Origin of the sequence: Sphingomonas sp. (assembly GCF_041661885.1) — a bacterium.
Classification (GTDB): Bacteria; Pseudomonadota; Alphaproteobacteria; order Sphingomonadales; family Sphingomonadaceae; genus Sphingomonas.
On record NZ_JBAZTL010000001.1, the window covers coordinates 116,412 to 142,121 of the forward strand.

A 25,710-nucleotide genomic window follows, 5' to 3' on the forward strand; every position below is an offset into this window, starting at 1 on the left:
CCACACCGAGTTTTTCGCGGGGAAATGATGCGTTTCGTTACCACCTTTCTGGTCTTCATCCTCGCGTTCGTCGCCGGGCCCGCCTTTGCCGCCAAAAAGAAGCCGGACCCCAAGAGCGCGGTCGTCACCACTGTCGGTCGACCCGACATTCCCTCGGCGAGCGACCCGGAGAATTTGCTCTATCTCGACTTGTCGACTGGTGGCCGCGTGGTCATTTGGCTGCGGTCGGACGCTGCGCCCAAGATGGTCGAACGCGTCAAGACGCTGACCCGGCAGCATTTTTATGACGGGCTGCTGTTCCACCGCGTAATCGAAGGGTTTATGGCGCAGACCGGCGACCCCAAGGGCGACGGTACGGGCGGATCGAAGCTGCCCGACGTTCCGGCCGAGTTCAACTGGCTGCCGCACGTGCGCGGTGCCGTGTCGGCGGCGCGCGAGGGATCGGCTGAGGGCGCGACCGTCGAGGAAGTGACCAAGGCCGAAAACAGCGCCAACAGCCAGTTCTTCATCGTGTTCAACCCGATATTGAAGATCGACCGCAAATACACCGTCTTTGGCCGCGTCATCTCGGGCATGGACTATGTCGATGCGGTCGTGCGCGGAGAGCCGCCCGTCAACCCCTCGCGCATTCTCCATGCCTATATCGCGGCGGACAATCCCCCGGCTTATGCGCCTCCTCCGCCAGCGCCCGTGGTTGCGCCTGCAACGCTCGCGCCCGCCACGCCGGTGTTGCAGCCTGCGCCCAAGGCCGCGCCGAAGAAGAAGGCCGCCTGAACCGCTGATACCTGCCACGACGGGGGGAGTACCGTCATGAAGGTCGATCTGTTCGACTTCGTTTTGCCGCCGGAGTGCATCGCGCTGCGCCCGGCGTCGCCGCGTGACAGTGCGCGGCTGCTCGTGCTGGATGGCGCTGCCACGCTTGATTGGCATGTTGGCGATTTGCCCGCCGCGTTGCGCGCGGGCGACATGCTGGTGTTCAACGATACGCGCGTCATCCCTGCGCAATTGGAGGGAAGGCGAGGCGATTCGCGGATTGGCGCGACGCTGCACAAGCGCGAGGGGCCACGGCGGTGGCGCGCCTTCATCCGCAATGCGCGGCGGCTGCGCGATGGCGACGAAATCGATTTCGGCAATGGCGTGGCCGCTTATGCCCGCGACCGCGGCACGGATGGCAGCTTCGCGCTCGATTTTTCGGGTGACGAGCCGGTCGAAGTGTTGCTGGAACGCGCGGGCCGGATGCCATTGCCGCCCTACATCGCCGCGCGCCGCCCCGCCGATGCGCAGGACGCCGACGATTACCAGACGATGTTCGCCGCCGAAAAGGGCGCGGTCGCGGCACCGACGGCGGCGTTGCACTTCACCCCCGACCTGATGGCGACGCTTGCGGAGGCCGGTATCGACCATGCGACGCTGACGCTGCATGTCGGTGCGGGCACGTTCCTGCCGGTCAAAGCGGAGAACATAGCCGACCACAAGATGCACGCCGAATGGGGCCGTATCGACGCGCCGACCGCCGACCGGCTCAACGCGGTGCGCGCGCGTGGCGGGCGGGTGATCGCGGTCGGCACCACCAGCCTGCGCCTGATCGAAAGCGCGACCGGGGCAGACGGGGTAATTCGTCCCTTTGAGGGCGACACCGCGATCTTCATCACGCCCGGCTATCGCTTTAAGGGTATCGACGGGCTCGTCACCAACTTCCACTTGCCGCGATCGACATTGTTCATGCTGGTATCGGCGCTGATGGGCACCGAGCGGATGCAGGCCGCTTATGCCCATGCGGTGCGAGACGGCTATCGATTCTACAGCTATGGCGATGCCAGTCTGTTGCTGCCGAAGAGGGAGAAGTGATGCGCGCCGGTTCGGTCTTGCTGCTTGCGCTCGCCGCCCCGCTGTCGGCGCAAACCCTGTCCGTCGTTACGCCCCCGCCAGCCCGTCAGCCCGCGGCGACGATCGTGGTTGAACCGGCGGCAATGCTCATCGCCGCGTGTGACGGTGATGGCGACGGGCGCACCACGCGCGCCGAGCTCACCGCCTGTATCGCGCGCAGTTTCGCCGATGCCGACTCCGCGCATACCGGCTCGATCGGCTATATCGGGTTTAGCGACTGGGCGTTGAAATGGCTGGGGGATCGCAATGCGCTGCCAAGCCCGTTTGGCGTGGATAGCGACGGTGACAACCGCATAACGCTTGCCGAATTGCAGACGCAGTTTTCCAGCCTGTTCGACCGTTTCGACACCAACAAGGATGGTGCGGTGACGCGGGCGGAACTGGTCACCATTCGCAGTGTCGCGGTTCCCCAGGGGGATGACGGCAAGCGCGGCCACCGCCGCCCCTCGCAATCGCGCTGAGATGACCATGCCCGATCCGCGCTATCGTCTGGTGATTTTCGATTTCGACGGAACGCTGGCCGATAGTGGGGACTGGTTCCTGTCGGTGGCCGACCATCTCGCCGACCGGTTCAAGTTCCGTAGGGTGGCACCCGAGGACGTGGCGTCGCTGCGCGGGCGCACGACGGGCGAAGTGATCCGTCATCTCGGTATTCCGCGCTGGAAATTGCCCAAGATCGGGCGCTACCTCCATCGCCTGTTGGCCGAACAGACCGACCGGATCGCCTTGTTCGAGGGCGTTACGCCATTGCTGCGGCAACTGGCGGACAATGGCGTGCGCATGGCGCTGGTCACCTCCAATGCCGAGCATAATGCCCGCGCCATCCTCGGCCCCGAAAATGCCGCGTTGATCGAATGGTTCGAATGCGGCGCGTCCCTGTTCGGCAAGGCACCGCGCTATCGCCGCGTGCTGCGCAAGAGCAAGGTTGCGATCGAGCATGTCATCTCGATCGGCGACGAGACGCGCGACGTGGTGGCGGCGAAGAAGGTCGGCATTTGTTCGGGCGCGGTGCTGTGGGGTTATGCCAATCGTGATGGGCTGGCGCGGCTCAACCCAGACGTCCTGTTCGAATCGCCCGATGAGGTGTTGCGGCTGTTGCTGGGCGAGCAGGCGACGCTCCTTGCCTGAGGAAGTGCGTGACTTGGCGCGCGCACCCGCGCTAACCGAAGCTATGTCCATTGCAGACGCGGCCGTCCCGGTCGAGCAGAGCTTCGTTCCGACCAGCCATAAGGGGCTGACCTATCCCTATGGCGGGGCCGAGCCAGCGCCCGGCGCGGTGATGCGCGCGGCCCCCGGCATTGGGTGGGTACGGCTGCACGTTCCGGGACCGCTCAAGCATGTCAATTGCTGGCTGCTCGACGATGCGGACGGGGTGGCGCTGGTCGATACCGGCATGAACACGCCCGAGGCGCGCGCGGCGTGGGAGGCTTTGGGGCAGGGGCCGCTGGCCGGTGTGCGGGTGACGCAGATGATCGGCACGCATTTCCACCCCGATCATATCGGGCTGGCGGGCTGGATATGCGACACGCATGGTTGCCCCTTGGTGATGACGCGTGGCGAATGGCTGACCGCGCGGATGCTGGTTGCCGATGCGCGCGATGCCGTGCCGAGCGAGATGATCGCCTTCTGGCGCGCGGCGGGGTGGGACGATGCGCAGATTGCCCATGCCAGCGAGCGTGGCTGGGCGGGGTTCCGACGGATCGTCACGCCGCTGCCGCTCGGCTACACCCGCGTCCAGCATGGCGATACGCGGCTGATCGGCGCGGTCGAGTGGCAGGTGGTGGTCGGGTCGGGGCACAGCCCCGAACATGCCTGTCTGTACGATCCAATCGGCAAGGTGTTGATTTCGGGCGATCAGGTGCTGCCGCGAATCAGCCCCAACGTGTCGCTCGGCGTGACCGAACCCGTGGCCGATCCGCTGGGCGAATGGTTCGATTCGATCGCGCGGTTGAAGGCATTGCCCGATGATGTGCTGGTGCTGCCGGGGCATGGCGATCCGTTTACCGGGCTGCACGCCAGGCTCGATGCGATGGACCGCGAACATCGCGAGCGGCTCGATGAGCTGGAGGCGTTCCTGGCCGAACCGCGTCGCGCGATCGATTGTTTTGGGCGGTTGTTCCGGCGCGCGATCGGGCCCGACATGCTCGGCATGGCAACGGGCGAAGCCCTGGCGCATGTCCGGCGGCTGGAGGTCGAAGGGCGCGCGGTGAAGACGATCGAGGACGGTGTATGGTGGTATCGCGCGGTGTGACGGGGTAGCGTGCGGTAACGCCTGCGAGGCGAATCGTTCGAGGAATTCCCATGTCCGATATGCGTGATCGCGCCATTCAGCTTTACGATGCCTTCACCCATGAACATCGCGACCGCCGCACGCTGTTGCGTGAGATGGTCGGGCTGGTCGGATCGGTGGCCGCTGCCGAAGTGCTGATCGCGGGGATTGCGGCTTCGCCCGCCGCCGCCTCGATCACCCAGCCCGATGATCCGGCGCTGGTGACGCGCACGGGGACCTATGCGGTTGGGCCGGGCAAGCAATTGACGGGCTATTTTGCGGCACCAAAGGATGCCAAACATGCGGGCGTCGTTATCGTCGTGCATGAAAATCGCGGGCTGAATGCGCATATCCAGGACGTTGCGCGGCGTGTGGCGTTGGCGGGTTTTTCGGTGATTGCACCCGATTTTCTGAGCGACCAGGGCGGCACCCCCGCCGACGAAAATGTCGCCCGCGAGATGATTGGCAAGGCCGATCTCGCTGCGATCATCGGGGAAGCCGTCGCCACGATTGGTGCGATGTCGGCGCAGCCGGGCGCGAACGGGAAGGTTGGCATTATCGGCTTTTGCTGGGGCGGTGCGCTCGTCAATCGCGTCGCGGTTGCTGCGGGCAATGCGCTGGCGGCGGGCGTCGCTTATTATGGCCCGGCACCCGATCCGGCCGAGGCGGGGGTCGTCGCGGCACCGTTGTTGCTGCATTATGCCGGCAAGGATGCCCGCGTTGCGGCCACCGGCGAGCCGTGGGTCGCGGCGCTCAAAGCGGCGGGCAAGGACGTGGCCGCTTATACTTATGACGGTGTCGATCACGCCTTCAACAACGATACTTCGGCGGAACGGTATAACAAACCTGCCGCCGATTTGGCGTGGGAGCGGACGATCGCTTTCCTGCACCGGCATCTTGACGGATAAGGGCGATTCGTTCCACCAATGTTCCCGAGAGTCGCTAGGCGCTATTTGGGGGAGCATGATCGTGGCGGAACTGACCTTTTACACCAACCCGATGTCGCGCGGTCGGATCGCGCGCTGGATGCTTGAAGAAGTCGGTGCGCCCTATGAGACGGTGCTGCTCGATTACGCGACGACGATGAAGCAGGAGCCGTATCTGTCGGTCAACCCGATGGGGAAAGTGCCCGCAATCGTCCATAACGGGCATGTCGTCACCGAATGTGCGGCGATTTGCGCCTATCTCGCCGATGCGTTTCCCGAGGCAGGCCTGGCTCCGGCGACTACGGAGCGGGCGGACTATTATCGCTGGCTGTTCTTCGCTGCGGGGCCGCTGGAACATGCGATCACCAACCGCTCGCTCGGGGTGACGCCGACCGACGCGCAACAACGCATGGCGGGCTATGGTTCGTACGATCTCGCGGTCGATACGCTGGAAAAGGCAGTGTCGGCGCATCGCTATTTCGCGGGGGACAGCTTTACGGCTGCGGACGTCTATGCCGGATCGCAAGTCGCCTGGGGTGTGCAATTCGGTACGCTGCCCAAGCGCGCGGCATTTGAGGATTATCTGGGGCGGGTGCAGGAACGTGCGGCCTATCGCCGGGCTCACGAGATCGACAATGCGCTGATGCCGGCACCTGCATCGGCGGGGTAACGCTTGGTGCAGGAGCAGGTGGCCCTGCTTTCGCGATACGCCCGATCAGGCGGGAGGATTGCCACGAACGCGCCGTCCCGGGAGCGCCGCCATTATCGCGGCGCGCCACGCCGGGGTGGCGCTGCCCCATTGTGCGATTTCGTCGAGCGAGCGCGCGCAGCCTTCGCATAGGCCGATGACGGGATCGATTTCGCACCGGCTGACGCAGGGGCTTTGGATCGGCGGCAAAACTGAGTCGGTGCCCGGATCGGCCACGCTCAGTCGGTCAGGGTCAATTTGGCCAGCAGGAAGTTCGGCATCGGGCCGTTCCAGCCGCCATCATCGACCGCATCGATTGGCTCCAGCGGCTCTGCGCGGACAGTCGGTGCGTTGCGCGGCGGGCGGCTGTCGCGTGCGGGGCGATCCTCGCGCGGCGCGCGGGCTTCGCGTGCGGGGCGTTCGGCACGGGGCGGACGTGGAGCGCGGGCGGGGCGCTCGGCCTCGACCGGAGCATCCTCGGCGTCAACCGGGGCTGCGGCGGACTTGGTGGCAGCCTTGGGACGCCGACGTGTTTTCGGGGCAGCCTCGCGCGGCGCTTCTGGTGTGTCGTCGGGAGCGAGGGTAGTGCCGGTCTCGTAGCGCTCGATCTTCAGACCGGTCAGCTTTTCGATATTCTGGATGTTTTCGGCGTCGTCGGGCGTCGCGAAGGTGAAGGCGATGCCGGTCGCGCCCGCGCGGCCGGTACGGCCGATGCGGTGGACATAATCGTCGGGGTGCCACGGCGCGTCATAGTTGAAGACGTGGCTGACGCCCTTGATGTCGATGCCGCGCGCGGCGACGTCGGAAGCGACGAGGATCTTGATCTCGCCCTTCTTGAAACGATCGAGTTCGGCGATGCGCTGCGCCTGCTCCATATCGCCGTGGATTTCACCCGAAGCGAAACCCGCCCGCTGCAGCGCCTTGTTGAGCTCGCGCACCGTCGTCTTGCGGTTGGAGAAGATGATGCCGGTCTGCACGTCTTCCGAGCGCAGCAGCGCAATCAGCGTATCGCGCTTCTTGGCGGCGGAAACGTTGACCAGCCACTGCTTGATGTTGACGTTGGCGGTCGCGGGCCGCGCGACCTCGATCGTCTTGGGATTGTCGAGAAACTTGTCGGCGAGCTTCTTGATCGGCGGCGGCATCGTTGCCGAGAACAGCAACGTCTGCCGTGTCTTGGGCAATTTGGTGCAGATTTCCTCGATATCGGGGATGAACCCCATGTCGAGCATCCGGTCGGCCTCGTCGATCACGAGCATCGAACAGCCGGTGAGCAGGATTTTCCCGCGCCCGAACAAATCCATCAAGCGACCCGGCGTCGCGATGAGGACATCGACCCCCTTTTCGAGTGCGGCGGTCTGGTCGCCCATCGAGACGCCGCCAATCAGCAATGCCATCGAAAGCTTGTGATATTTGCCGTATTTCTCGAAATTCTCGGCGACCTGAGCGGCCAGTTCGCGCGTCGGTTCGAGGATCAACGAGCGTGGCATCCGCGCGCGCGACCGGCCCTCACCGAGAATATCGATCATCGGCAGCACGAAGGCGGCGGTCTTGCCCGTGCCCGTCTGCGCGATGGCAACAAGGTCCTTGCCCATCAGCACAGAGGGGATCGCGCTCGCCTGAATGGGAGTCGGCTCGGTATAGCCGGACTCGTTGACGGCGCGCTGGAGTTCGTCGGAAAGGCCGAGATCGGCAAAAGTCATGCGGTATCCGGAAAAAGCGCCCGGGCGAAGCGCCCGCGAACGGTTGAAAAGCGCTTGCCGATCAGGGGCGAAATGTCAAGGTAAACGGGGCGTCGTTCTATCTGGTCTTGCTGACCAGGCGTTTGAAACCGTCGATTCGGCAGGCGCTGCCCGATCGCGCGCGAATCGAGTCGCGCTCGGCGCAGATCATCCCGTCGGGCGTGGCTTTCATGTAGAGACCCGAATAAAAATCCAGTGCCGGACATTTGTCGTCAAAGCGCGCGCGCAGCCGCGTATCGTCTTCAAGGATCAAATCGACGCTGTCTTCGCCCGAGATGATCGCGCCCTCGATTGCGGCCAGCGCCACGCATTTCGGCCCTTTTTTCTCGTTCCAGCGCGGCGGCGCGGGTTCCGATCGCTGCGCCGTGCGCGCGCCGAGCACCCGTGGAATGCGGATCACGATCCGTTGGTGGATGGTCAATTGCGCGAGTGCGACGCCATCGATTTGCGCCGTCGCCGCCGAGGTGGTCGGCACGAGCGCAAGGAGCAACGAAGCGGGAAGGGCAAGATTGTGCATACGGATAACGCGAGCGTTACCGCTTATGGTTGAACACCTGATGAATTGGCGACAGATCATGGCAATGTTACGGCGATAGAATGACCGACGTCCAGATGCACGATGAACCCGCCAATGCGGCCCAGCAAAAAGTGATCGAGGCGGTCCGGTCCGCGCAAGGGGCCAAGGCGGTGACGACAGACGCGCGCGATATTGCCCCGTGGCTGAACGACTGGCGCGGGCGCTTTCATGGGCGCAGCCCCGCGATCCTGTCGCCCGACACCACCGCCGGAGTCGCGCAGGCTATCCGCCTTGCCAGCCAATATGCCGTGCCGCTGGTTCCGCAGGGCGGCAATACCTCGATGGTCGGCGGGGCCACGCCCACGCCCGATGGTTCCGCGCTGATTCTGTCGTTGCGCCGGATGAACCGTATCCGTTCGATCGATCCGGCAGCAGGGCTGGCGGTGGTGGAGGCGGGGGTGATTTTGGCCGATCTCCACGCCGCCGTCGCGGCGCAGGGTATGCGCTTTCCGTTGACGCTGGGGTCGCGCGGCAGTGCCACGATCGGCGGGCTGGCATCGACCAATGCCGGTGGCACGCAAGTGCTGCGCTTCGGGACGATGCGCGGGCTGGTCGCTGGCGTTGAGGCGGTGCTGCCGAGCGGAGACATTCACGATGGGCTGGCCGCGCTGAAAAAGGACAATCGCGGCTATGATCTCGATCACCTGCTGATCGGTGCCGAAGGTACGCTTGGCGTCATCACCGCGGTGACGCTGCGCCTTTACCCGGCCGTGGCGCAGCGCGCGGTGGCGTGGGTCGGTCTTGCCGACCCCGAGGCCGCGCTCACGCTGCTGCGGCGGCTGGAGCGCGCGACCGATGCGATCGAGAGTTTCGAGATCGTGCCCGGCGATTCGCTGGCATTGGTGTTGCAGCACATAGCCGGTACGCGCGCGCCGCTGGCAGGGCGGCACGCCTGGCATGTGCTGATCGAGGCGACCACGTCCGATCCGGCAATCGAATCGCCCGCGTCGTTGCTCGAACGGCTGCTCGCTCCGGCGATCGCCGATGGGTTGGTCGCCGATGCGACGATTGCCGCGTCGGAGGCGCAGGCCGAGGCGTTCTGGCGCATCCGCGATTCGCTGTCCGAGGCGGAGCGCGCCAGCGGCCCGGCGGTGCAGCACGACATTTCGGTGCCCGTCGCGACCATGCCACGCTTCATGATCGAGGCCGCTGCGGCTGCGGAAGCCCGCTTTCCCGGCACGCACGCCACCGCTTTTGGTCATTTGGGGGATGGCAACGTGCATTTTCATGTGCGTGCGCCAGTCGGCACCGATCCCGCACATTGGTATGCCGGGGATGCACCGCTGGTCACGCGCTTCGTGCATGATCTGGTGGTGGCGGCGGGCGGCTCTATTTCGGCTGAGCATGGTATTGGCCAGATGAAACGTGCGGAACTGGAGCGTCTGTCGTCGCCCGCGCGGCTTGCGTCGTTGCGCGCGATCAAGGCGGGGCTTGATCCGCAGGGCATAATGAACCCGGGCAAATTGGTCGCTCCTTTGCACGGCCTTGCGGAAACCCCGCGCGCACCATAGAGCCAGCGGCCATCCGGCGTAGCAAACCGCGCGCTTTACCTTGTCGATGGAGAATGTCTGATGGCCAGCGCGCCGCAATCCCTTCCGCTGTTCTACAACGCGCTTGAGCCGCTTTCGAGCGAGGCACACGCGGCCTTCCGTTTCCGCGCGCTGGACCGGGCGAGCTTTCTGGTTGGCCAACATGCCATTCCGATCACCGTTGACGAATTCGTCGCGGCGCAGCGTTCGCTGCCGATCGTCTTCACCAGCGGCGATGATGCGATCCCGATCGCGTTGATGGGCCTGAACGAGGGCGTCAACGTGTTCATCGACGACGATGGCAAGCTGATCGAAGACCAGGTTTATGTGCCTGCCTACGTCCGCCGTTATCCCTTCATGCTCGCGCGGCTGCGTCCCAATGCAGAGGAATTGTCGCTGTGCTTCGATCCGACCGACAAGACGATCGGCGCCTTCGAGGAGGGAGAGGCCCTGTTCGCCGATGGCAAGCCAACCGACATTGTGCAGAACATTCTGAGCTTCAACGAGCAGTTCGAACAGGCTGGCGCGCGCACGGCAAACTTCATGGCGGAATTGCGCGAGCTCGACCTGCTGATGGAAGGCGAAGTCACGCTGCAGCTTGAAGGCAATGACAAGCCCTTCATCTATCGCGGGTTCCAGATGGTGAACGAGGAAAAGCTGAACGATCTGCGTGGGGACCAACTGCGCAAGATCCAAAAGTCGGGCCTGCTGCCCTTGCTGTACGCGCACCTCTTCTCGCTCTCGACGCTGCCGCAGATTTTCGACCGTCAAGTGAAGCAGGGCAAGGTGCCCGTGCCGCAGTTGGTCGACTGAAATGGCACGCAGCGCGATCATCGTGCTTGACCGTTATACGCGCGGGGCGATCTGGTTGCACTGGATCCTCGCCGCGCTTGTCCTGGTCAATCTGACGATCGGGCTGCTGCACGAATCGGTGCTCGATGGCGTGAAAGGGGTGATTCCCTTGCACAAGGCCATCGGCATCACCGTGCTGGTTCTAACCTTCGTCCGTATCGCGTGGCGGCTGGCGTATCGCCCGCCGCCACCGCCTGCGTCGGCAACCGCATGGGAGCGCTGGGCCGCAGCGTTTGTGCATCTGGCGTTTTACGGGTTGCTGTTGGCGTTGCCGATCACCGGTTGGATGCTGGTGTCCGGAAAGCCGACCAGCAAGCCCTTCTCCTGGTTCGGCGCGTTCGACGTGCCGGTCTTGCCGATTTCGCGTGCCGCCAGCGGTTTCGCGCACACGGCGCATGGTTTGCTTGGCTATGTCATGGTGGGGTTGGTCGTACTGCACGTTTGTGCCGCGTTGCGTCACCATTTCGTGCTGCGCGACGGGACGCTTTCGCGAATGATTCCGCTGCTCGCACGATCGGAATAGTATAGCCTGCGACGCGCGATAATTTGGTCCTTGAAGCGCGAAAACCTCTTACCTATATCTGTTGCACGCGGCTTCGTGTTCCCCCCTTTCGCGGGGCCGCGCGGCACCCTTTCAGGGTGCCTCCTCCCTGAACCTTGGCCACCGCGTGCTGCATTGCACGCGGTGGTTTTTTATTCCGCCGCAATCGACAGCGGCGTGGCGGCTTCGTCGGCCAGTGCATCGATCATGTCGCGCAAGAGCCGCGCAATCGCCCCAAGCTTGTCGCCGGGACGATCCCCGGCGGGATCGAGATAGAGGGTGCGATCGAATTCGATCTGAATGGCATGAATGCCGTTGGCCGGGCAGGCATGGGTATCGAGGATGTGGCCGCCAGCATAGGGCACGTTGAGCGCGACCGGGATGCCGTGCCGCGCCGCTACGACCTCCAACGCGGCAATGAAGCGTGTGCCTGCGCTACGCCCGAAGCGATCGCCGATGACGAGCCGCGCTCGATCCGGCCCGAGCGATGGCATCGAATGGATGTCGAGCAGCACCGCCGTTCCAAACCGGCCCCGCGCCACCGCCAGCGCTTGTGAGAGCGCGGCATGATATGGGCGATGATCGTCGCGGATGCGCGCGGCGACATCGTAGGCATCGAGTCGCCGCCGCCACAATTCGCCCGCCCCCGCGATTCGCCGTGGCACGAGCCCGAGCCCGCCGCGCAATTTCGCCGATGCCAGCGGCAGCGCGGTCCATGCAGCACCTTCGTCAATTGCCGGGTCGCGTTCTTGCTCCGAGCGATTGAGGTCGATCCAGGCACGGGCGCGGCGTTGTATGAACAGCGGCTCCCCATCATGCGCGGCCAGGGCCACGGCATCGATGTAGCGATCCTCCAGCACGGTGGCCGCCGCAAGCGGGACGCGTAGCGCAGCGCGGAGCGCCATCGGGTAATCGCGCCCGGCGTGCGGAACCGACAGCACGATCGGGCTGGCAGGCGGATCATCGCCATAGCGGTCGAAGGCGCAGTCGGGTGGGGTCATTCGTGCGGAGGATAGCACAAGGGATGCAAGGATCCGGCTGGAAAATGTTAAGGCCTTTGCGCATAAGTAAGCATCGTGGAGCGCAGCAAGGCTGTGAGGCGGGATTTTGGAATGATACGCATATTGCTCGCCGAGGATGATAGCGTGATGCGCGAATATCTGACTCGTGCGCTCGAACGATCGGGCTACGCGGTTGCGGCGGTCGATCGCGGAACGGCGGCGCTTCCGTTACTGGAAACCGAACATTTCGACCTGTTGTTGACCGATATCGTCATGCCCGAAATGGACGGTATCGAACTTGCGCAAAAGGCCGGCGATATGCTGCCGGACTTGCGCGTGATGTTCATTACCGGATTTGCAGCGGTCACGCTGAAGGCAGGCAAGACGATGCCGCAGGCGCGCGTCCTGTCCAAACCGTTCCATCTCCGCGACCTTGTGCTCGAGGTCGATCGCATGTTCGAACATGAGCGGGTCAGCGATAACATTTAAATCGTAACGCAGACGCTTGCGCGACGGCCAAGGCTTCGTTAAAGCCCGCCGCTCGCCAGGCATTGTCGCGGCGAAGTGGGCGTGTAGCTCAGTGGTAGAGCACTGTGTTGACATCGCAGGGGTCGCAAGTTCAATCCTTGCCACGCCCACCATTAAAGGCCCGCCAGCTCCTTGAGTTGGCGGGCTTTTTTGTATTCTGGGCGAACCCCATATCGCAAAGGGCGCGTTGCAGCAGCGTTGCCATTGCCTGGCGCGCGCCCTCCGCGTCACCGTCGACGATCGCCTCTAGCACCAGCAGATGATCGGGCAGCGGGTCGCGCGGCAGCGCACGGTTGCGGTGTTTGAATCGGGTGGTCCAGCGAACCGCCGCCGCGACCGAGTTGGCCAGCGCCGCCAGCGGCTCGTTATGCGCCGCCGCCAGGATGGCGCGGTGGAAGTGCTGGTCGGCATTTTGGCCGCGTGGGTCCGCCAGTCCATACCGCTTCATCGCCTCGAACGCGGCACGCATCTCGATCAGGTCGGCATCGCTGTGTCGCGTCGCGGCAAAGGCGGCGGCGGCTGGCTCGATCACGCCGCGTAATTCGAACAGGTCGATGAAGAAATCGGTCGCGGGCTCACCCTCGAAGGTCCAGGCGAGCACGTCGATGTCGAGCACGTTCCAGCGGCTGCGCGGCGTCACGCGCGTACCCGCTTTGGGGCGGCTTTCGACCAGCCCCTTGGCGGCGAGGGTGCGGATCGCCTCGCGATAGGCGGTGCGCGAGACGCCAAGCGCCTCGCTCGCTTCGATTTCGCCGTCGAACATATCGCCGGGTTTGCGCACGCCGCTGACGATTTCCACGCCGATATCGTGCGCGATGGTGCCGTGGAGGCGCGGTGAGAAGACGCGCTCGTCCTCCATCATCGCGTGGAGGCTTCGCGCAGTCCGTCGATTCGTCGGGCGATGTCCCACGGATTGCCATCGCGCACCGCGACCGGCAGCAGCGTCTGCGACAGATTCTGGAAGGCGACCGGGCGCAAAAAGCGATCGATGGCCAGCGTGCCGACCGAGGTGGTGCGGCCATCGCTGGTGGCGGGGTAGGGGCCGCCATGTACCATTGCCGGGCACACTTCGACGCCGGTCGGCCAGCCGTTCGCGATGATGCGGCCCGCGCGCCGGGCAAGGATGGGGAGCAAGGCGGCGGCGGCGGCTTCGTCGGCGGCATCCATTTGCAGCGTTGCGGTCAATTGCCCTTCGAGCCCGGCGATCACCGTGGCAAGCTGGGCGGTGTCGCGGCACCGCACGACAATCGACGACGAACCGAACACTTCATGGCTTAACGCGGGGTCGGCAAGGAAGTGGGTGGCGTCTGTTTCGAACAGGGCGCCGACCGCCTGGTTCGGCCCGGTGCTCGGGCAACCGCGCGCCACCGTGCGCACCGCCTGATGCGTGGCGAGCGCCTCGACGCCCTTGTCGAAACTCGCGTGGATGCCGGGGGTGAGCATGGTCAGCGATTGCGTGCCCGACAGCAGGCGTCCCGCCTCCGCCACGAACGCATCGAGTTCGGGGCTTTCAATCGCCAGGATCAGGCCGGGATTGGTACAGAACTGGCCTGCGCCCGTCGTCAACGATTGCACGAAACCGGCGGCGATTTCGGGTCCGCGTGCGGCAAGTGCAGCAAGGAACAGGATCACCGGGTTGATACTCGCCATTTCGGCATAAACCGGAATTGGCTGCGTCCGCGCGGCGGCGATGCGCATCAGCGCGAGCCCGCCGCCGCGCGAGCCGGTGAAGCCGACCGCTTGCACGCGCGGGTCAGCGACCAGCGCGCTGCCCAGATCATTGGTGTCGCCCGGCAGGTAGGAAAAGACGCCGGCGGGCAGGCCGCTCGATGCCACCGCAGCGCCAATCGCGCGCGCCACCAATTCGCCGGTGCCGGGATGCGCCGGATGCCCCTTCACGATTACCGGACACCCGGCGGCAAGCGCCGAGGCGGTGTCGCCACCCGCGACCGAAAAAGCGAGCGGGAAGTTGGAGGCACCGAACACCGCGACCGGGCCAACGGGCAGGTTGACGCGGCGCACATCGGGGCGAGGCAGCGGGGCACGCTTGGGCAGCGCGGGGTCGATCGTCGCATCGAGCCAGTCGCCCTGTCGCACCACCTGCGCGAACAGCTTGAGCTGGCCAACGGTGCGGCCGCGCTCCCCCTCCAGCCGCGCGCGGGGGAGGCCGCTTTCTGCCACCGCGCGCACGATCAGATCATCGCCGATCGCGATGATATTGTCGGCAATCGCTTCCAGAAAGGCGGCACGGGTGGGTAGATCGACCGCCGCGTAAATTGGGAATGCCGCGTCCGCCAACGCGGTGGCGGCGGCAACGGAGCCGTTGTCGGCGCAGGAAAAACTGGGGGTCAAAATCTCGCCACTGGCCGGGTTCACCGCAGTGAAGCGGGTCGCTGCCTGATGCGCATCGGCACCGATCAAAATGGAACCATCGATCACGGGAAGGCCTTTCAGCAATAACTCATACATATTAAGCCGGTGGTGATTCTTCCACAAGGCGGGAGCGACGCGGTCACGATTCCGGCGATGCTGCATTTCGCGTGAAAATTGAGGTCCGCAGGCGTCGGTTTGGCGCATCGTTGCGTATTTGGCGATCGGCAGGGGGATCGGCTGGCGATACCATTTATCGGAAAATGGGACGCAATCGGTGAGGAAGGGGCTGGACGCGATGCGCCGACGCGACCAGTGGAAGCGCAATGCGTAAAGTCGTTCTCACTACCATCGGGACGTTGGGCGATTTGCACCCGTTCATTGCGATCGGGCTGGCGCTGCGCAAGCGCGGCTTTACACCTGTGCTGGCCGTGCCCGAGGACCAGGTGAACAAATGTCGCCGGGCCGGGCTGGAGGCTGTTGCGATTCTGCCGGGGTTCGAGGCTGTGCAGAAACGCATGGGCCTCAGCCACGAAGAAGCCGTTCGGCGAGTCATCGCCAATCAACGGGTGATGCTCGAACAGGTCCTGTTGCCGGGCCTATCGGACTGTGCGCGCGCGCTGGATGCGGTGGCGGCGGATGCAGAGGCGGTCGTTGCGTCGATCTTCGTTTTCGCGGCCCCAATGATCGCCGAAAAGCGCAACTTGCCGTTGATATCGGTCATCCTGCAGCCAATGGCGATGCTGTCGGCTTATGATCCGCCGCGCACGCCCGATTTCTGGATGATGCGCGATCAGCCAGTCGGGCGGGTGGGGCGTGTGTGGAACCGCACTGCCTACACCATGCTGCGGCGGGTTCTGCACGGGCTTTATGGGCGGAAGTTCGATCAGGTGCGCGCAGAGCACGGTCTGCCGCCCAAGGGCGCGCGGCGTGCGTTGGAACCCGATGCGCGTTCGATCCTGCGGTTGGGCTGCTATTCGCCGCAATTGGCGCCGATGCCACCCGATGCGCCACCCTCGACCAAGATCGTCGGATTTCCGGTATTCGACAGCGACAGCGGGACCGAGGAGGCACTGGACCCGGTGCTCTGCGGCTTCCTCGCCGATGGGCCGCCGCCGCTGGTGTTTACGCTCGGCTCCTTCGCGGTGAACAGCGCGGGGGGATTTTACGATACGGCAGCCGAGGTTGCGCGACGGCTGGGAATGCGCGCGGTCTTGCTCGTTGGCGGCGATGCCGCGCCGACGATTGACGGGGACGTGTTGCGGTGTGGCTATGCCCCGCACTCGTTGCTGTTCCAAAGCGCCGCTGCGATCATCCAGCATGGCGGCGTCGGGACGACGGGGCAGGCGCTGCGCGCGGGCAAGCCGCAATTGGTGGTGCCGCATATGGGCGACCAGAATGACCACGGCCACCGCATCGCGCGGCTGGGGGCGGGATTGCGGCTAAGGGCCGATCGCTTTTCGGTCGCGCGTGCGACGCGGTGTATCGCACGCTTGCTGCACGACCCGTCCTATCGGGCGGTTGCCGCCGAGATTGCGCGTCGCATGGCGGACGAACACGGTGCCGATGCTGCGGCCGAGGCGATCGCGCAAGCGCTGGACAACGCAGCTTAAGCCAGCGTCAGCCGCAAGGTCTTTTGGCGTCGTGCGGGTTGCGCGCGGAGTGCATCGCGCACGTGCCAGAACAAGGCGGTCGCCCCGATGCGCACCAGGTATGTCGCGGTCGAACGGACGCGTAACGTCCCCATCGGACCGATCGACACACGGTGCGAATCGCAGGGCCGAGCGCGGGATTTACGCGTTACCCGGAACCCGGAGGGGACGTCCCGCCACTCACTGGTGGGCGGCGCGTCCGCCGACCGGATCATGTCGCGGTTGCAGCGCTGGCAAGTGCTGAACGCGAAACCCTGATTGCGCTGGATATGGGGTCGGGCCCGATGTCCGAACAGGCGACACAGTAGCGACATTGCATACCTCATTGGCGATTTGGCCGACACGCAGAAGCGTTGCAAGCGTAACAAGATCGGAGGGGCCATGATCGAGCGCATAGGCCAGATCCCAGATTTCGAAGCGGGCCCCGGTTGCGACGAGCAAGGCGGATTGGCCGATCGCACCGCGTTCGCGCATGATCCGTGGCAGCGTCATCATGCCATCGGGCGCGACCGGAGCCTCATCGACAAAGCCATAGATGCGCCGCAGCCGATGATAGTCCTGGAAACCACCCGGCGATGCCGCCAGCCGTTCCGCCACCTCGAATTGCCGTTGCATCGCGTACAGCCGGTCGAACACCACCAGGCACGGCGATTCCTCGTGCAGCCCGACGAGAAGAACGGGTTCGGGAGAGCGCAGTTGCAGCGTCTGGTGGAACCGGCGCGGCAACAGAATGTCGCCCCACTCGGTCACTTCGCAAATCGCGCTGCCTATGAAAAGTTCGTCCATGTCCAATGCCCCTTACAACGGACATATGGTTAACGCCGGGAAAACGATTCGGGGAATTGAGTAGATATACTTTATGGGATTCGCCCTACCCGTAAACTTGCGGAGGGGAGTTGCCATTTCTTCACATACTAAAGAATGAACTATCGTTTCCATCGTGTAACGAGCGGGAAATGGCGCCGATACAACTTTCGATCAGTGTAAAGATACTATATCGTTAACTATAAAGGTTCGGCGCAGGAATTCCGTGAAGGCAGGTTACGTACTGCGATTCTCGGGAGCATCGATATGACGTTAGGGCAGGACAGGGGAGCCGAGCAGGGCGGTGTGATCGTTTTCGGGGTCGGGGGTGCAGGCGGCAACGCCGTTCGGGCGCTGTTGCAACGCCCCGAATGCGGGATGAGGATCGTGTGCGCCAACACCGATGTGCAGGCGATGCGCGCGGTGCCCGCCGCCAATCGTCTGCAACTCGGGCGCCACTGCACTGCGGGGTTGGGTGCGGGCGGGCGGCCTGAAATCGGTCGTGCGGCGGCGGAAGAAGCGCTGCCCGAAATCGTCGAGGCGCTGCAAGGCGCATCGTTATGCTTCATCGCGGCAGGTCTGGGTGGGGGCACGGGAACCGGGGCAGCCCCGATCATCGCCAAGGCGGCGCGCGATCTTGGTATTTTGACCGTTGGGGTCGCGACCAAGCCCTTCGCGTTCGAGGGCAAGCGGCGCGTGCGCGCAGCCGATCTTGGTGCCGCCGACCTACGCGCGCAGGTCGATGTGATGGTAACGGTGTGCAACCAGAAGCTGCTGGAGGTCGCCGGTCGCGATACGACGCTGAGTGCCGCGCTACGGTCATCGGATTCGATCATTGGGGAAAGCGCCACCGATTTTGCCCTGTTGCTGCAGGACCCGGCATTGAAGCGCGTGGGTGTGGCCGACATGCGCACGCTGCTGGCATCGACCGGCGATGCCGTCATCGGCTTTGGGGAGCGTTGCGCGGGTTCTGATCGCGCCATCGATGCGGCCCGGTCCGCTTTGTGCAATCCACTGCTGGAAGGGTTGCCGGCGCGCGCGCAGCGGTTGCTGGTCACGGTGGCGGGTGGCGAGGACCTCACGCTGTTTGAAGTGGAAGAGGCGATTACCTGCCTTCGGAAACGTGTGGCGGAGGGCACCGAATTGGTCTGGGGTGCGGTGATCGATCCTGAACTCGCGGGGCGCGTCCGGGTGGGCATCGTCGCGGGCGGAATACCGATCCCCGAACCGGTGCCGCCCATGCCGGCAGCCTATGTGTTTCAACCAAGCAAAGAGGCATCAACGGAGATCGTAACCGCGCCCGCAACGGTATGTTCAAACGTGGAGGAGCTTCATCCGGCCCCGCCGTGCCCAATGGTGGTTGCAGAGGAGCCTGAACTTGTCCTCACCGCCGCCTTGGCAATGCCGCCGGTCGCATCCTCGCAAGGTCAGCATGTCGCCGGCGACGGGCTTGTGCGCCGGACTTATGACGCCGCTCGCGCTATGCAGCAACGCTGGAAGCGCGCTCCGCGCACTCTGGCATCGACGGCAGTGCCGCCGAGCGCATTTCACGTTCTCAAACCCTTCGATCCGCCCGCGCGCCCGGCGGTGAAGGCTGGTAATCTTATCGCCACCGCCAGAATTGCGATGCACGCCGCTGAATGATCGGGTGGCGGTTACCTTCTACCGATAGCCAACGACCGGGTTTCAGAAGAGCACCGCAATTGCAGCGATCCCCGCCCAAAGGCACAGCGACAGGACGCCGACAATCAAAAACCCCGCTCCCGGCGGGTAAGGCCGCTTGTCGCGAACCGTGGAAATGGGAAACTGGTTAAGCGAGCGTACTTTCATTTCTGCGACCCGATAGACGTTTAATGTCCTGCTTTAATGTAGGTCGTTTTCTCTGGATATCGCGCCTGCGTTGCAAATTGTCCTCAATATGAATGATCCCGTTTGGATGGTATCGATGCTGCGACGCGGCATTTGCCTTAAGGCGGATCGCTATAAAGCTGTGTCACCATCCCCTTGAGCTAGATGTGGCGTTAGCCGGGTTGCCGCGCGACCAAATCCGCTTATCCTCGGGTCTCGCCGGACGAACGGCGCGAGTTTGGGGGGATGATAATGGCGCGGATGTTGGAGGGCGATGCAGACCCGGGGGCGGCCACGCCGCCGACGCGCAAGGACATCCAACTGATCATCGCCGCCTCATCGCTCGGCACGATCTTCGAATGGTATGATTTTTTCATCTACGGCACGCTGGCGGCGTCGGGTATCATCGGGCGGACGTTTTTCCCGGCGCAAAGCGAATTGCTGCAAACGCTGTACGCCTGGGGCGGCTTCGCGGTTGGCTTTGGCTTCCGCCCGCTTGGCGCGGTGCTGTTCGGCTATCTCGGCGATACGCTGGGGCGCAAATATACCTTCCTCGTGACGATCACCGTGATGGGGCTGGCGACGGCGGGCGTCGGGCTGGTTCCCTCGGCGGAGGTGATCGGCGTGGGCGCACCGTTGATCGTGCTGGGCTTGCGGATCCTGCAGGGGCTGGCCTTGGGGGGCGAATATGGCGGCGCGGCAATCTATGTCGCTGAACACTCGCCGCCGGGGCGGCGCGGCTATTATACCAGCTTCATTCAGGCAAGCGTGGCGGGTGGATTCATCCTCAGCCTCGCCGTTGTCCTGTTGACCAAGGGCGCGATGCCGACGGCGGTGTGGAATGGCTGGGGCTGGCGGATCCCCTTCCTGTTTTCGATTGCGCTGCTGGCCGTTTCGCTATGGATGCGCTTGAAACTCTCCGAGAGCCCGGTGTTTCAGCAAATGAAGGCGGCTGGCGCGTGCGCGGGCAACCCGTTTGTCGAAAGCTTTACCTATCAGGGCAATCTCAAACGCTTGTTCGTCGCCTTGTTCGGGATTGCGGCGGGGCTGACGGTGATCTGGTACACGGCGATGTTTACCGTGCTGTCGTTTCTGCAGGGCACGATGCGCGTGCAGGAAACCGTGGCGCAGGTGATCGTCGGGGTTGGTGCGTTGTTCGGGCTTGGCTTTTTCGTGTTGTTCGGCTGGCTGTCGGACAAGGTTGGTCGCAAAGCGCCGATCGTCATCGGCTATGCGCTGACACTTGTGCTGATCTTTCCGATTTTCTGGGTGATGGGCAGTGCCGCCAACCCCGAACTGGCACATGCGGCGAAGCGGGCACCCGTGGTGGTTTCGGGGCCGGCCTGTTCGCATGAACTGCTGCCCGAAATGTTTCCGATGATATTCCCGACCAACCAGTCGGGCGAATGTCGCCGTCTTGTCGATTATCTGTCCAAGAAGGGCATCCCCTACACCAAGGCGCACACGCCCGTGACGCTGGTGATCGTCGGTGGCGTGGGGGTGGATGACATGAGCAACACCGGCCTCGACGCGGCGCTCACCCGCGCGGGATACGATCTTGCACCCGTAGTGCCGACGCCCGGCAATATCGCGCTGATCCTGTTGGCAATCCTTGCGCTCAGCGCGCTGTCGGGGATTACATACGGCCCGGTCGCGGCATTGCTGACCGAGCTGTTTCCACCCCGTATCCGCTATAGCTCGATGTCGATCCCCTATCATCTTGGGACAGGGTATTTCGGCGGCTTCCTTCCGCTGATCAGCCAGGTGATTGTCGTGCATACCGGCAATCCCTTTGCGGGTCTGTGGTACACGGTTGTCGTGGTCGCGATGGCATTGGTTGTGACGCTGTTCGGGTTGGAAGAGGGCAAGCCGGGCACAGCGAGCGCGGACTAGCGCGGCGCAGCACAGGGGGGTAACCGGCGGAGATGACCGCTCCGCTTCGCCTCCGCCTCAATTCCCACGCGCTTGTCGCCAACTGGCGCGCGCTCGACCGGATGAGTGGCGCGGCGGCATGTGGCGCAGCGATCAAGGCCAACGGCTATGGCCTGGGCGCGCGCGGCGTGGCATCGCGCTTGGCCGAGGCGGGGGCCCGTGATTTCTTTGTCGCAAACTGGGCAGAGGCGGCGGCGCTCGCCGATCTCGAACTGGATGTGGCGGTGCTGCACGGGGTGCGCGCCGAGGACATGGCGCTGGCGCTAAGCGGCGTGGCGCGCCCGGTGCTCAACAGCGCCGCACAGGTGGCGCGCTGGCGGGCCGCTGGGGGCGGGCGGTGCGACGTGATGGTCGATACCGGAATCAACCGGCTCGGGGTTGCGCCGCGCGAGGTGCTGGAAGGGCTGCTCGACGGACTTCAGATCGATACCTTACTCAGCCATCTGGCCTGCGCCGATGATGACAGCCCGCTCAACGCGCGTCAGGCAGCGGCTTTCCGGGCGCTCGAGGGACGGACGGGCGCGCGGCGGCTGAGCCTGGCCAATTCTGCGGGTATCGCGCTTGGGCCCGATTATCTGTTCGACCTCACCCGCCCGGGACTTGCCCTTTACGGGGGCGTCGCGCGGGGAGAATTGGCCGGAGTCGTGCAACAGGTGGCGATGCCTGAGGCGCAAATCCTGCAACGCCGTACGCTCGCGGCGGGTGATTCGATCGGGTATAACGCGCTGTACACCGCACGCGCGCCGATGGAGGTGGCGATCCTCAATATCGGCTATGCCGACGGCTATTGGCGCGGCTTCAGCAATCACGGCGTCGCACGGGCTGGAGATATTGCGTTGCCCGTGGTGGGGCGTGTGTCGATGGATTTGACCGCAATTGCCGTCGACGCGGCACCGGAGCTGCGTGAAGGCGACTGGGTTGCGCTGGAGTATGCGCTGCCCGCTGCGGCGGCGGCTTCGGGCATGTCGCAATATGAGTTGCTGACCGGGCTTGGCGCGCGGTTTGGGCGGGTTTGGGGTTAAGGCCTGGGCGAGTCTCGATACCAGGAAGGGCAGTTGGGTGCTCGACTGTACTTAGTAGAGTTGGTCAACCTCGCGCCTAGCGCCAATGCCGAATTAAAAAGCCTAATTTCGGAAATTCTCAACGATCAGGGCCAGTGTAGAGCTGTCCTGGCCGTTAGATTTCATGTGCGAAACGGAGCATTGAAGTATTTAGCAAAAAAAAGGGCTGGCGAAAATCGCCAGCCCTTTCGAGTTTGTATCAAACTATCAGAACTTTGCAGTGAAACCTGCGTAGAAGCGACGGCCAATCGGCTCGAAGATGCCGCTGCCACCACCAATGCCGGTCGTACCGAGCGGAGGAGCCTGGTTCGTCAGGTTGTCGATACCGAAGTAGAAGCTCCCCTTCTTCGCCAGATTGAACCCGAAACGAGCGTTCATGTAGACGACGTCAGGATAGAAGGGGATGTCGAAATCGTCGAGGTTCTGGGGTGCGCGACCCTGGAACGTCGTGTGATTTTCGATCGCTCCGACCGCTTGCTTCGACAGATAGCGGATTTCGTAGCTGGCGAAGACCGGCCCGAAATCACCCGTCAGCGTCAGGTTCGCCGCATCTTGCGGGGTACCCAACTCGCCCAGCGTTGTGTCCGCGAAGCCCGGCTGTGTCGGATCGAGGAACGACTGGTTCGCCAGTGAGTGCGTGTAGACCGCGTGTGCGCCCAACGTCGTGCCACCAAAGCGGTGCGAGTAATTCACATCGACGTCCACGCCGCGAACCTGAAGCTTTGCGTAGTTAAGTAGAGTTTGCTGCAGGCTGCCCTCAATGATGCGGAACGGAGTTCCGGTCACCGAACCTGCGGCATTGTCACGCGTGAACAAAGCGCAGAACTGATTGTTGGTCGTCGGCGAGTCATAGCAACTGTTAATGATGCCTTGCGCAGACGGGGCAGTAATGACGTCGTTCACCTTGATGTTGTAATAATCGACCGAGATCGTCAAGCCTGGCACGAAGCGGGGTTGGAGAACAACGCCATAGGTGTACGAGTCCGATTTTTCAGGCCGCAGATCAGGGTTGCCGCCGCTAACAATTGCGAGCGACGAGGCATATTGATAATCGAACGGATTGGCACCTGTCGTATTAATGCCAGCCGCAGCGCAATTCGCCGCACGGAACTGTGAACCGCCTGCAATACTGCGAGCTGCGCAGGGGTCGGCAACCGTGGCGAAGTTTTGCGATTGAGGCGAATACAGATCCGACAAGTTCGGTGCTCGCACGGAGCGTGCATAATCCGCCCGGAAGCGAATATCACGGATCGGTGCCCACTCGCCGCTCAGATTATATGTATAAGTCGTTCCTGCAGAACCCTTATAGCTGGAAATACGACCGGCCGGGTTGATTGACAACGATTCCGCGAATGGAAGATCTTTCAAGATTGGCAACCGAAGCTCGGCGTAGCCTTCCTTCACTTCGAAAGATGTCGGATTGAATCTCGCGATGGCGTTATAGAAGGTATAGCCAGCTTCGACCAACGGATCAGCCTGGAAGAACGCGGTTTCGCGGCGATATTCACCACCTACTGCGAAACCGATCGGGCCGCCCGGTAGGTTGAAAAACTTGCCGGTATTACCGCTTACGAAGCCCGAAATGTCGAGCTGCGTAATTTTGCCAACCGAAACCGTGTCCTGAAGGACATAGTTCTTTGCCTCTTGCGAGATGCTGCCGAGGCCGAATGGGTTGAGGGGCTTACAAGCCGCGATATCCGCCGCGAGAAGCGTGGGATTGGTGGGTAGTCCAGCGTTATCGACGACGTTCTGCCCACGCGTGGCGTCGAGTTGCGAGGCGCAGACGATCTGACCTGCGGCGTTCCGCGTGGTATCGAGCGCGAGCAACTCACGCTGCACGTTCACGTTCCCAAGAACCTTGGTCCGCTCCTTGAACTCGCCATAGTTTGCCGAGATCTCGTAAGACCAATCGTCGTTGAACGTGCCGCGTGCGCCCGTAACGATACGGAACGTTTCGCGTTTGGCCTGCTCGGAGCGGACACCAAGGTCAGTCAAATTCTTGCGAAGCGAGAAGCGCGTGGCATCGGTGATATTGGCGGGATTGGCACCGCCTGCGATCAAAGCATTGGTAATCGTGGTGCGCGCACTCGCCGACAAATACGGGTTATCGAGGCGCGGTCGCTCATACAGACCATCGAGGGTTCCGCCGGTGAAGAAAGCCGGACCAGAGCCACCCTGACCGTATGAATCGGTACGAACATACTTCGCTTCAATGAACGGAATGAACGCATTCGAAACTTCGAAATGGCCGATTAGGTTCGCCGAATAACGGCTGAGCGCAGGCTGGATCTGAAGCAGTTCGCCTTCTCGGCGCGTGTTGCCGTTGCCGCCGATGAACGATCCGCTCGGCGTCGCGCTTGGCGATGCTGCAGTACCAGCGGCCAGGCCTACGCGGGTTCCCGTCTGAGCTACCAGGCTGCCGTCGGGCTGGAACAGATAGTTACAGGTGTAGGCGCGGCCATCTTTGTCGCGACCACATAGCGCATTTGCGCCGCCCGAAGCTGCGAAGAGACCGCCGTCAGAGAATGTTCCCACGCGGATGTCGTGGAAAAACACGCTGTCGGGATTGCCGTCCGAATTGAGGGAAATATTGGGCTGGGTTGTTCCAAGACCTGCCTGGTCGGTGTCGGCGGTCACGAAGCCGTTGGTGGTTCTGAGACGGGCGCGGTCTGACCCGTATAGAATATTCTGCCGCGCATATTCAACGTCCACAGCGATATTGCCGCGACCGTCGGCGAAGTTCTTGCCCGCAAGAACGCTACCATAATAGGCTCCAGCATCGCCATATTGGCTAATGCCGCCCTGGCCGCGAACCTGCACTCCCTCATAATGGTCTTTCAAGACGAAGTTGACCACACCCGCCAGCGCGTCCGAACCGTAAACGGCCGAATTACCGCCGGTCACAACGTCGACGCGTTCGATCAAATCGGTCGGGAAGGTGTTGGTGTCGGGCGACACTGCGTTGTTGAGGATGTCGGAGCCAACGTGGCGTCGACCGTTAACCAGCACCAGCGTGCGCTGAGTACCCAGGCCACGGAGATCGAGAAGGTTGAGGCCGGAGGTGCCGAGGAAACGCGTGGAGTTTGCCTGGCTAAAAGTGCTCTGTAGCTGCGGCAGGTCGTTCAGCACGTCACCAATGGAAACCTGCGCTGTCTGCGTCAGTTCCTGCGCGGAAACGCTGCTGATCGGAATGGTGGAGTTGTCGTTCGGCCGCGCAATACGCGAACCCGTTACGACGATGTCTTTCGGAGCAGCCTCCTCCTCGGATGCGGGTTTCGCTGCGTTGGCTGCGGGTGCAACCGCTTGTGCAGAAACGATTGACGGAAACACCGCCAGAACGCCGACGAGCGCGGTTGCGCCCATTAGCCGGGTAATTTTCATGATAAGCCCCACTTGTTGGGCGGATTTGCCCTTAACGGGGTGCATTCAAACCATTTTAGCGGGCGCGATCAAGCGGCACATGAACCTTGGATGACCGATCGTGAAAGAATGTGTCGCGCTGTTGC

24 protein-coding genes and 1 tRNA gene are annotated in these 25,710 nt (G+C 63.4%); 16 read left to right on the forward strand and 9 right to left on the reverse strand.

The window, feature by feature from the left end; all coding sequences use genetic code 11:
• The first annotated feature begins 27 nt into the window (after positions 1-27).
• From WC704_RS00585 to WC704_RS00615, 7 genes are read left to right on the forward strand one after another with little or no spacing between them, the layout of a single operon-like run.
• Positions 28-774: a peptidylprolyl isomerase gene (locus WC704_RS00585; RefSeq protein WP_372888062.1), complete on the forward strand. Its 747-nt coding sequence runs from the start codon at positions 28-30 to the stop codon at positions 772-774.
• A 36-nt stretch (positions 775-810) separates the two neighbouring features.
• A complete protein-coding gene (gene queA / locus WC704_RS00590; RefSeq protein WP_372888063.1) occupies positions 811-1,848 on the forward strand; it encodes a tRNA preQ1(34) S-adenosylmethionine ribosyltransferase-isomerase QueA in 1,038 nt (345 codons plus the stop codon).
• Complete coding sequence (locus WC704_RS00595) at positions 1,848-2,348, forward strand: EF-hand domain-containing protein (protein WP_372888692.1); 501 nt, start codon at positions 1,848-1,850, stop codon at positions 2,346-2,348. Before queA ends, WC704_RS00595 begins: the two co-directional genes overlap by 1 nt.
• 7 nt (positions 2,349-2,355) lie before the next feature.
• Positions 2,356-3,015: an HAD hydrolase-like protein gene (locus WC704_RS00600; RefSeq protein WP_372888064.1), complete on the forward strand. Its 660-nt coding sequence runs from the start codon at positions 2,356-2,358 to the stop codon at positions 3,013-3,015.
• Positions 3,016-3,058: 43 nt separating this feature from the next.
• Positions 3,059-4,138, forward strand: coding sequence for an MBL fold metallo-hydrolase (locus tag WC704_RS00605; protein WP_372888065.1), 1,080 nt, complete (start codon positions 3,059-3,061; stop codon positions 4,136-4,138).
• Positions 4,139-4,188: 50 nt separating this feature from the next.
• The gene (locus tag WC704_RS00610) at positions 4,189-5,064 is read left to right on the forward strand and encodes a dienelactone hydrolase family protein (protein WP_372888066.1); all 876 of its coding nucleotides are present in this window, start codon (positions 4,189-4,191) and stop codon (positions 5,062-5,064) included.
• A 55-nt stretch (positions 5,065-5,119) separates the two neighbouring features.
• Positions 5,120-5,752: a glutathione S-transferase family protein gene (locus WC704_RS00615; RefSeq protein WP_372888067.1), complete on the forward strand. Its 633-nt coding sequence runs from the start codon at positions 5,120-5,122 to the stop codon at positions 5,750-5,752.
• A gap of 45 nt (positions 5,753-5,797) precedes the next feature.
• On the opposite strand, the gene WC704_RS00620 is transcribed toward WC704_RS00615, so the two are convergent.
• The 3 genes from WC704_RS00620 to WC704_RS00630 all read right to left on the reverse strand — a co-directional run bounded on the left by WC704_RS00620 (position 5,798) and on the right by WC704_RS00630 (position 8,026).
• On the reverse strand, positions 5,798-6,007 hold the full coding sequence (locus WC704_RS00620) for a DUF1289 domain-containing protein (protein ID WP_372888068.1): 210 nt from the start codon (positions 6,005-6,007) through the stop codon (positions 5,798-5,800).
• 2 nt (positions 6,008-6,009) lie between these two features.
• Positions 6,010-7,470, reverse strand: a complete 1,461-nt coding sequence (locus WC704_RS00625; protein ID WP_372888069.1) for a DEAD/DEAH box helicase — start codon at positions 7,468-7,470, stop codon at positions 6,010-6,012.
• Positions 7,471-7,567: 97 nt separating this feature from the next.
• Positions 7,568-8,026 carry a hypothetical protein gene (locus WC704_RS00630; protein WP_372888070.1) on the reverse strand — a complete coding sequence of 153 codons (459 nt, stop codon included), beginning with the start codon at positions 8,024-8,026 and terminating at the stop codon, positions 7,568-7,570.
• 80 nt (positions 8,027-8,106) lie between these two features.
• Between WC704_RS00630 and WC704_RS00635 the strand changes: the two genes are divergently transcribed.
• Genes WC704_RS00635 through WC704_RS00645 form a run of 3 tightly spaced genes read left to right on the forward strand, consistent with a single transcriptional unit; the run spans position 8,107 to position 10,990 of the window.
• Positions 8,107-9,597, forward strand: a complete 1,491-nt coding sequence (locus WC704_RS00635) for an FAD-binding oxidoreductase (protein WP_372888071.1) — start codon at positions 8,107-8,109, stop codon at positions 9,595-9,597.
• A gap of 60 nt (positions 9,598-9,657) precedes the next feature.
• Complete coding sequence (locus tag WC704_RS00640) at positions 9,658-10,428, forward strand: SapC family protein (protein ID WP_372888072.1); 771 nt, start codon at positions 9,658-9,660, stop codon at positions 10,426-10,428.
• Position 10,429: 1 nt separating this feature from the next.
• Positions 10,430-10,990 carry a cytochrome b gene (locus tag WC704_RS00645; protein ID WP_372888073.1) on the forward strand — a complete coding sequence of 187 codons (561 nt, stop codon included), beginning with the start codon at positions 10,430-10,432 and terminating at the stop codon, positions 10,988-10,990.
• A gap of 170 nt (positions 10,991-11,160) precedes the next feature.
• Here WC704_RS00645 and WC704_RS00650 read toward each other — a convergent pair whose 3' ends face one another.
• Positions 11,161-12,009, reverse strand: a complete 849-nt coding sequence (locus WC704_RS00650) for an N-formylglutamate amidohydrolase (protein WP_372888074.1) — start codon at positions 12,007-12,009, stop codon at positions 11,161-11,163.
• A gap of 111 nt (positions 12,010-12,120) precedes the next feature.
• Between WC704_RS00650 and cpdR the strand changes: the two genes are divergently transcribed.
• Both cpdR and WC704_RS00660 read left to right on the forward strand, forming a co-directional pair.
• Entirely contained in the window at positions 12,121-12,498 is a 378-nt protein-coding gene (cpdR, locus tag WC704_RS00655) for a cell cycle two-component system response regulator CpdR (RefSeq protein WP_372888075.1), read from the forward strand.
• Positions 12,499-12,575: 77 nt separating this feature from the next.
• Positions 12,576-12,650 (forward strand) — tRNA-Val (locus WC704_RS00660).
• Here WC704_RS00660 and WC704_RS00665 read toward each other — a convergent pair.
• Complete coding sequence (locus WC704_RS00665; RefSeq protein ID WP_372888693.1) at positions 12,629-13,396, reverse strand: FadR/GntR family transcriptional regulator; 768 nt, start codon at positions 13,394-13,396, stop codon at positions 12,629-12,631. The genes WC704_RS00660 and WC704_RS00665 overlap by 22 nt on opposite strands.
• Positions 13,396-14,976 carry an aldehyde dehydrogenase (NADP(+)) gene (locus WC704_RS00670; protein ID WP_372888076.1) on the reverse strand — a complete coding sequence of 527 codons (1,581 nt, stop codon included), beginning with the start codon at positions 14,974-14,976 and terminating at the stop codon, positions 13,396-13,398. The genes WC704_RS00665 and WC704_RS00670 overlap by 1 nt, the downstream gene beginning before the upstream one ends.
• 257 nt (positions 14,977-15,233) lie before the next feature.
• Between WC704_RS00670 and WC704_RS00675 the strand changes: the two genes are divergently transcribed.
• A complete protein-coding gene (locus WC704_RS00675; RefSeq protein WP_372888077.1) occupies positions 15,234-16,520 on the forward strand; it encodes a glycosyltransferase in 1,287 nt (428 codons plus the stop codon).
• On the opposite strand, the gene WC704_RS00680 is transcribed toward WC704_RS00675, so the two are convergent.
• Together WC704_RS00680 and WC704_RS00685 are read right to left on the reverse strand one after the other, a co-directional pair.
• The gene (locus tag WC704_RS00680) at positions 16,517-16,855 is read right to left on the reverse strand and encodes a hypothetical protein (protein WP_372888694.1); all 339 of its coding nucleotides are present in this window, start codon (positions 16,853-16,855) and stop codon (positions 16,517-16,519) included. The two genes, WC704_RS00675 and WC704_RS00680, sit on opposite strands and share 4 nt — an antisense overlap.
• A complete protein-coding gene (locus WC704_RS00685; RefSeq protein WP_372888078.1) occupies positions 16,740-17,345 on the reverse strand; it encodes a division/cell wall cluster transcriptional repressor MraZ in 606 nt (201 codons plus the stop codon). The genes WC704_RS00680 and WC704_RS00685 overlap by 116 nt, the downstream gene beginning before the upstream one ends.
• Before the next feature lie 285 nt (positions 17,346-17,630).
• On the opposite strand from WC704_RS00685, the gene ftsZ reads away from it, so the two are divergent.
• The 3 genes from ftsZ (at position 17,631) to WC704_RS00700 (ending at position 22,165) form a co-directional block, all read left to right on the forward strand.
• On the forward strand, positions 17,631-19,007 hold the full coding sequence (gene ftsZ, locus WC704_RS00690; RefSeq protein ID WP_372888079.1) for a cell division protein FtsZ: 1,377 nt from the start codon (positions 17,631-17,633) through the stop codon (positions 19,005-19,007).
• Positions 19,008-19,472: 465 nt separating this feature from the next.
• A complete protein-coding gene (locus WC704_RS00695; RefSeq protein WP_372888695.1) occupies positions 19,473-21,104 on the forward strand; it encodes an MFS transporter in 1,632 nt (543 codons plus the stop codon).
• 32 nt (positions 21,105-21,136) lie between these two features.
• Entirely contained in the window at positions 21,137-22,165 is a 1,029-nt protein-coding gene (locus WC704_RS00700) for an alanine racemase (protein WP_372888080.1), read from the forward strand.
• Positions 22,166-22,411: 246 nt separating this feature from the next.
• Here WC704_RS00700 and WC704_RS00705 read toward each other — a convergent pair whose 3' ends face one another.
• A complete protein-coding gene (locus WC704_RS00705; RefSeq protein ID WP_372888081.1) occupies positions 22,412-25,585 on the reverse strand; it encodes a TonB-dependent receptor domain-containing protein in 3,174 nt (1,057 codons plus the stop codon).
• Between the last annotated feature and the right edge of the window lie 125 nt (positions 25,586-25,710).

What these genes read in the sequence shown, in the direction of transcription:
- WC704_RS00585 (WP_372888062.1), top strand. Translation starts at nt 28, where the DNA reads ATGCGTTTCGTTACCACCTTTCTGGTCTTCATCCTCGCGTTCGTCGCC.
- queA (WP_372888063.1), top strand. Translation starts at nt 811, where the DNA reads ATGAAGGTCGATCTGTTCGACTTCGTTTTGCCGCCGGAGTGCATCGCG.
- WC704_RS00595 (WP_372888692.1), top strand. Translation starts at nt 1,848, where the DNA reads ATGCGCGCCGGTTCGGTCTTGCTGCTTGCGCTCGCCGCCCCGCTGTCG.
- WC704_RS00600 (WP_372888064.1), top strand. Translation starts at nt 2,356, where the DNA reads ATGCCCGATCCGCGCTATCGTCTGGTGATTTTCGATTTCGACGGAACG.
- WC704_RS00605 (WP_372888065.1), top strand. Translation starts at nt 3,059, where the DNA reads ATGTCCATTGCAGACGCGGCCGTCCCGGTCGAGCAGAGCTTCGTTCCG.
- WC704_RS00610 (WP_372888066.1), top strand. Translation starts at nt 4,189, where the DNA reads ATGTCCGATATGCGTGATCGCGCCATTCAGCTTTACGATGCCTTCACC.
- WC704_RS00615 (WP_372888067.1), top strand. Translation starts at nt 5,120, where the DNA reads ATGATCGTGGCGGAACTGACCTTTTACACCAACCCGATGTCGCGCGGT.
- WC704_RS00625 (WP_372888069.1), bottom strand. Translation starts at nt 7,470, where the DNA reads ATGACTTTTGCCGATCTCGGCCTTTCCGACGAACTCCAGCGCGCCGTC.
- WC704_RS00630 (WP_372888070.1), bottom strand. Translation starts at nt 8,026, where the DNA reads ATGCACAATCTTGCCCTTCCCGCTTCGTTGCTCCTTGCGCTCGTGCCG.
- WC704_RS00635 (WP_372888071.1), top strand. Translation starts at nt 8,107, where the DNA reads ATGACCGACGTCCAGATGCACGATGAACCCGCCAATGCGGCCCAGCAA.
- WC704_RS00640 (WP_372888072.1), top strand. Translation starts at nt 9,658, where the DNA reads ATGGCCAGCGCGCCGCAATCCCTTCCGCTGTTCTACAACGCGCTTGAG.
- WC704_RS00645 (WP_372888073.1), top strand. Translation starts at nt 10,430, where the DNA reads ATGGCACGCAGCGCGATCATCGTGCTTGACCGTTATACGCGCGGGGCG.
- WC704_RS00650 (WP_372888074.1), bottom strand. Translation starts at nt 12,009, where the DNA reads ATGACCCCACCCGACTGCGCCTTCGACCGCTATGGCGATGATCCGCCT.
- cpdR (WP_372888075.1), top strand. Translation starts at nt 12,121, where the DNA reads ATGATACGCATATTGCTCGCCGAGGATGATAGCGTGATGCGCGAATAT.
- WC704_RS00665 (WP_372888693.1), bottom strand. Translation starts at nt 13,396, where the DNA reads ATGGAGGACGAGCGCGTCTTCTCACCGCGCCTCCACGGCACCATCGCG.
- WC704_RS00675 (WP_372888077.1), top strand. Translation starts at nt 15,234, where the DNA reads ATGCGTAAAGTCGTTCTCACTACCATCGGGACGTTGGGCGATTTGCAC.
- WC704_RS00685 (WP_372888078.1), bottom strand. Translation starts at nt 17,345, where the DNA reads ATGGACGAACTTTTCATAGGCAGCGCGATTTGCGAAGTGACCGAGTGG.
- ftsZ (WP_372888079.1), top strand. Translation starts at nt 17,631, where the DNA reads ATGACGTTAGGGCAGGACAGGGGAGCCGAGCAGGGCGGTGTGATCGTT.
- WC704_RS00695 (WP_372888695.1), top strand. Translation starts at nt 19,473, where the DNA reads ATGTTGGAGGGCGATGCAGACCCGGGGGCGGCCACGCCGCCGACGCGC.
- WC704_RS00700 (WP_372888080.1), top strand. Translation starts at nt 21,137, where the DNA reads ATGACCGCTCCGCTTCGCCTCCGCCTCAATTCCCACGCGCTTGTCGCC.
- WC704_RS00705 (WP_372888081.1), bottom strand. Translation starts at nt 25,585, where the DNA reads ATGAAAATTACCCGGCTAATGGGCGCAACCGCGCTCGTCGGCGTTCTG.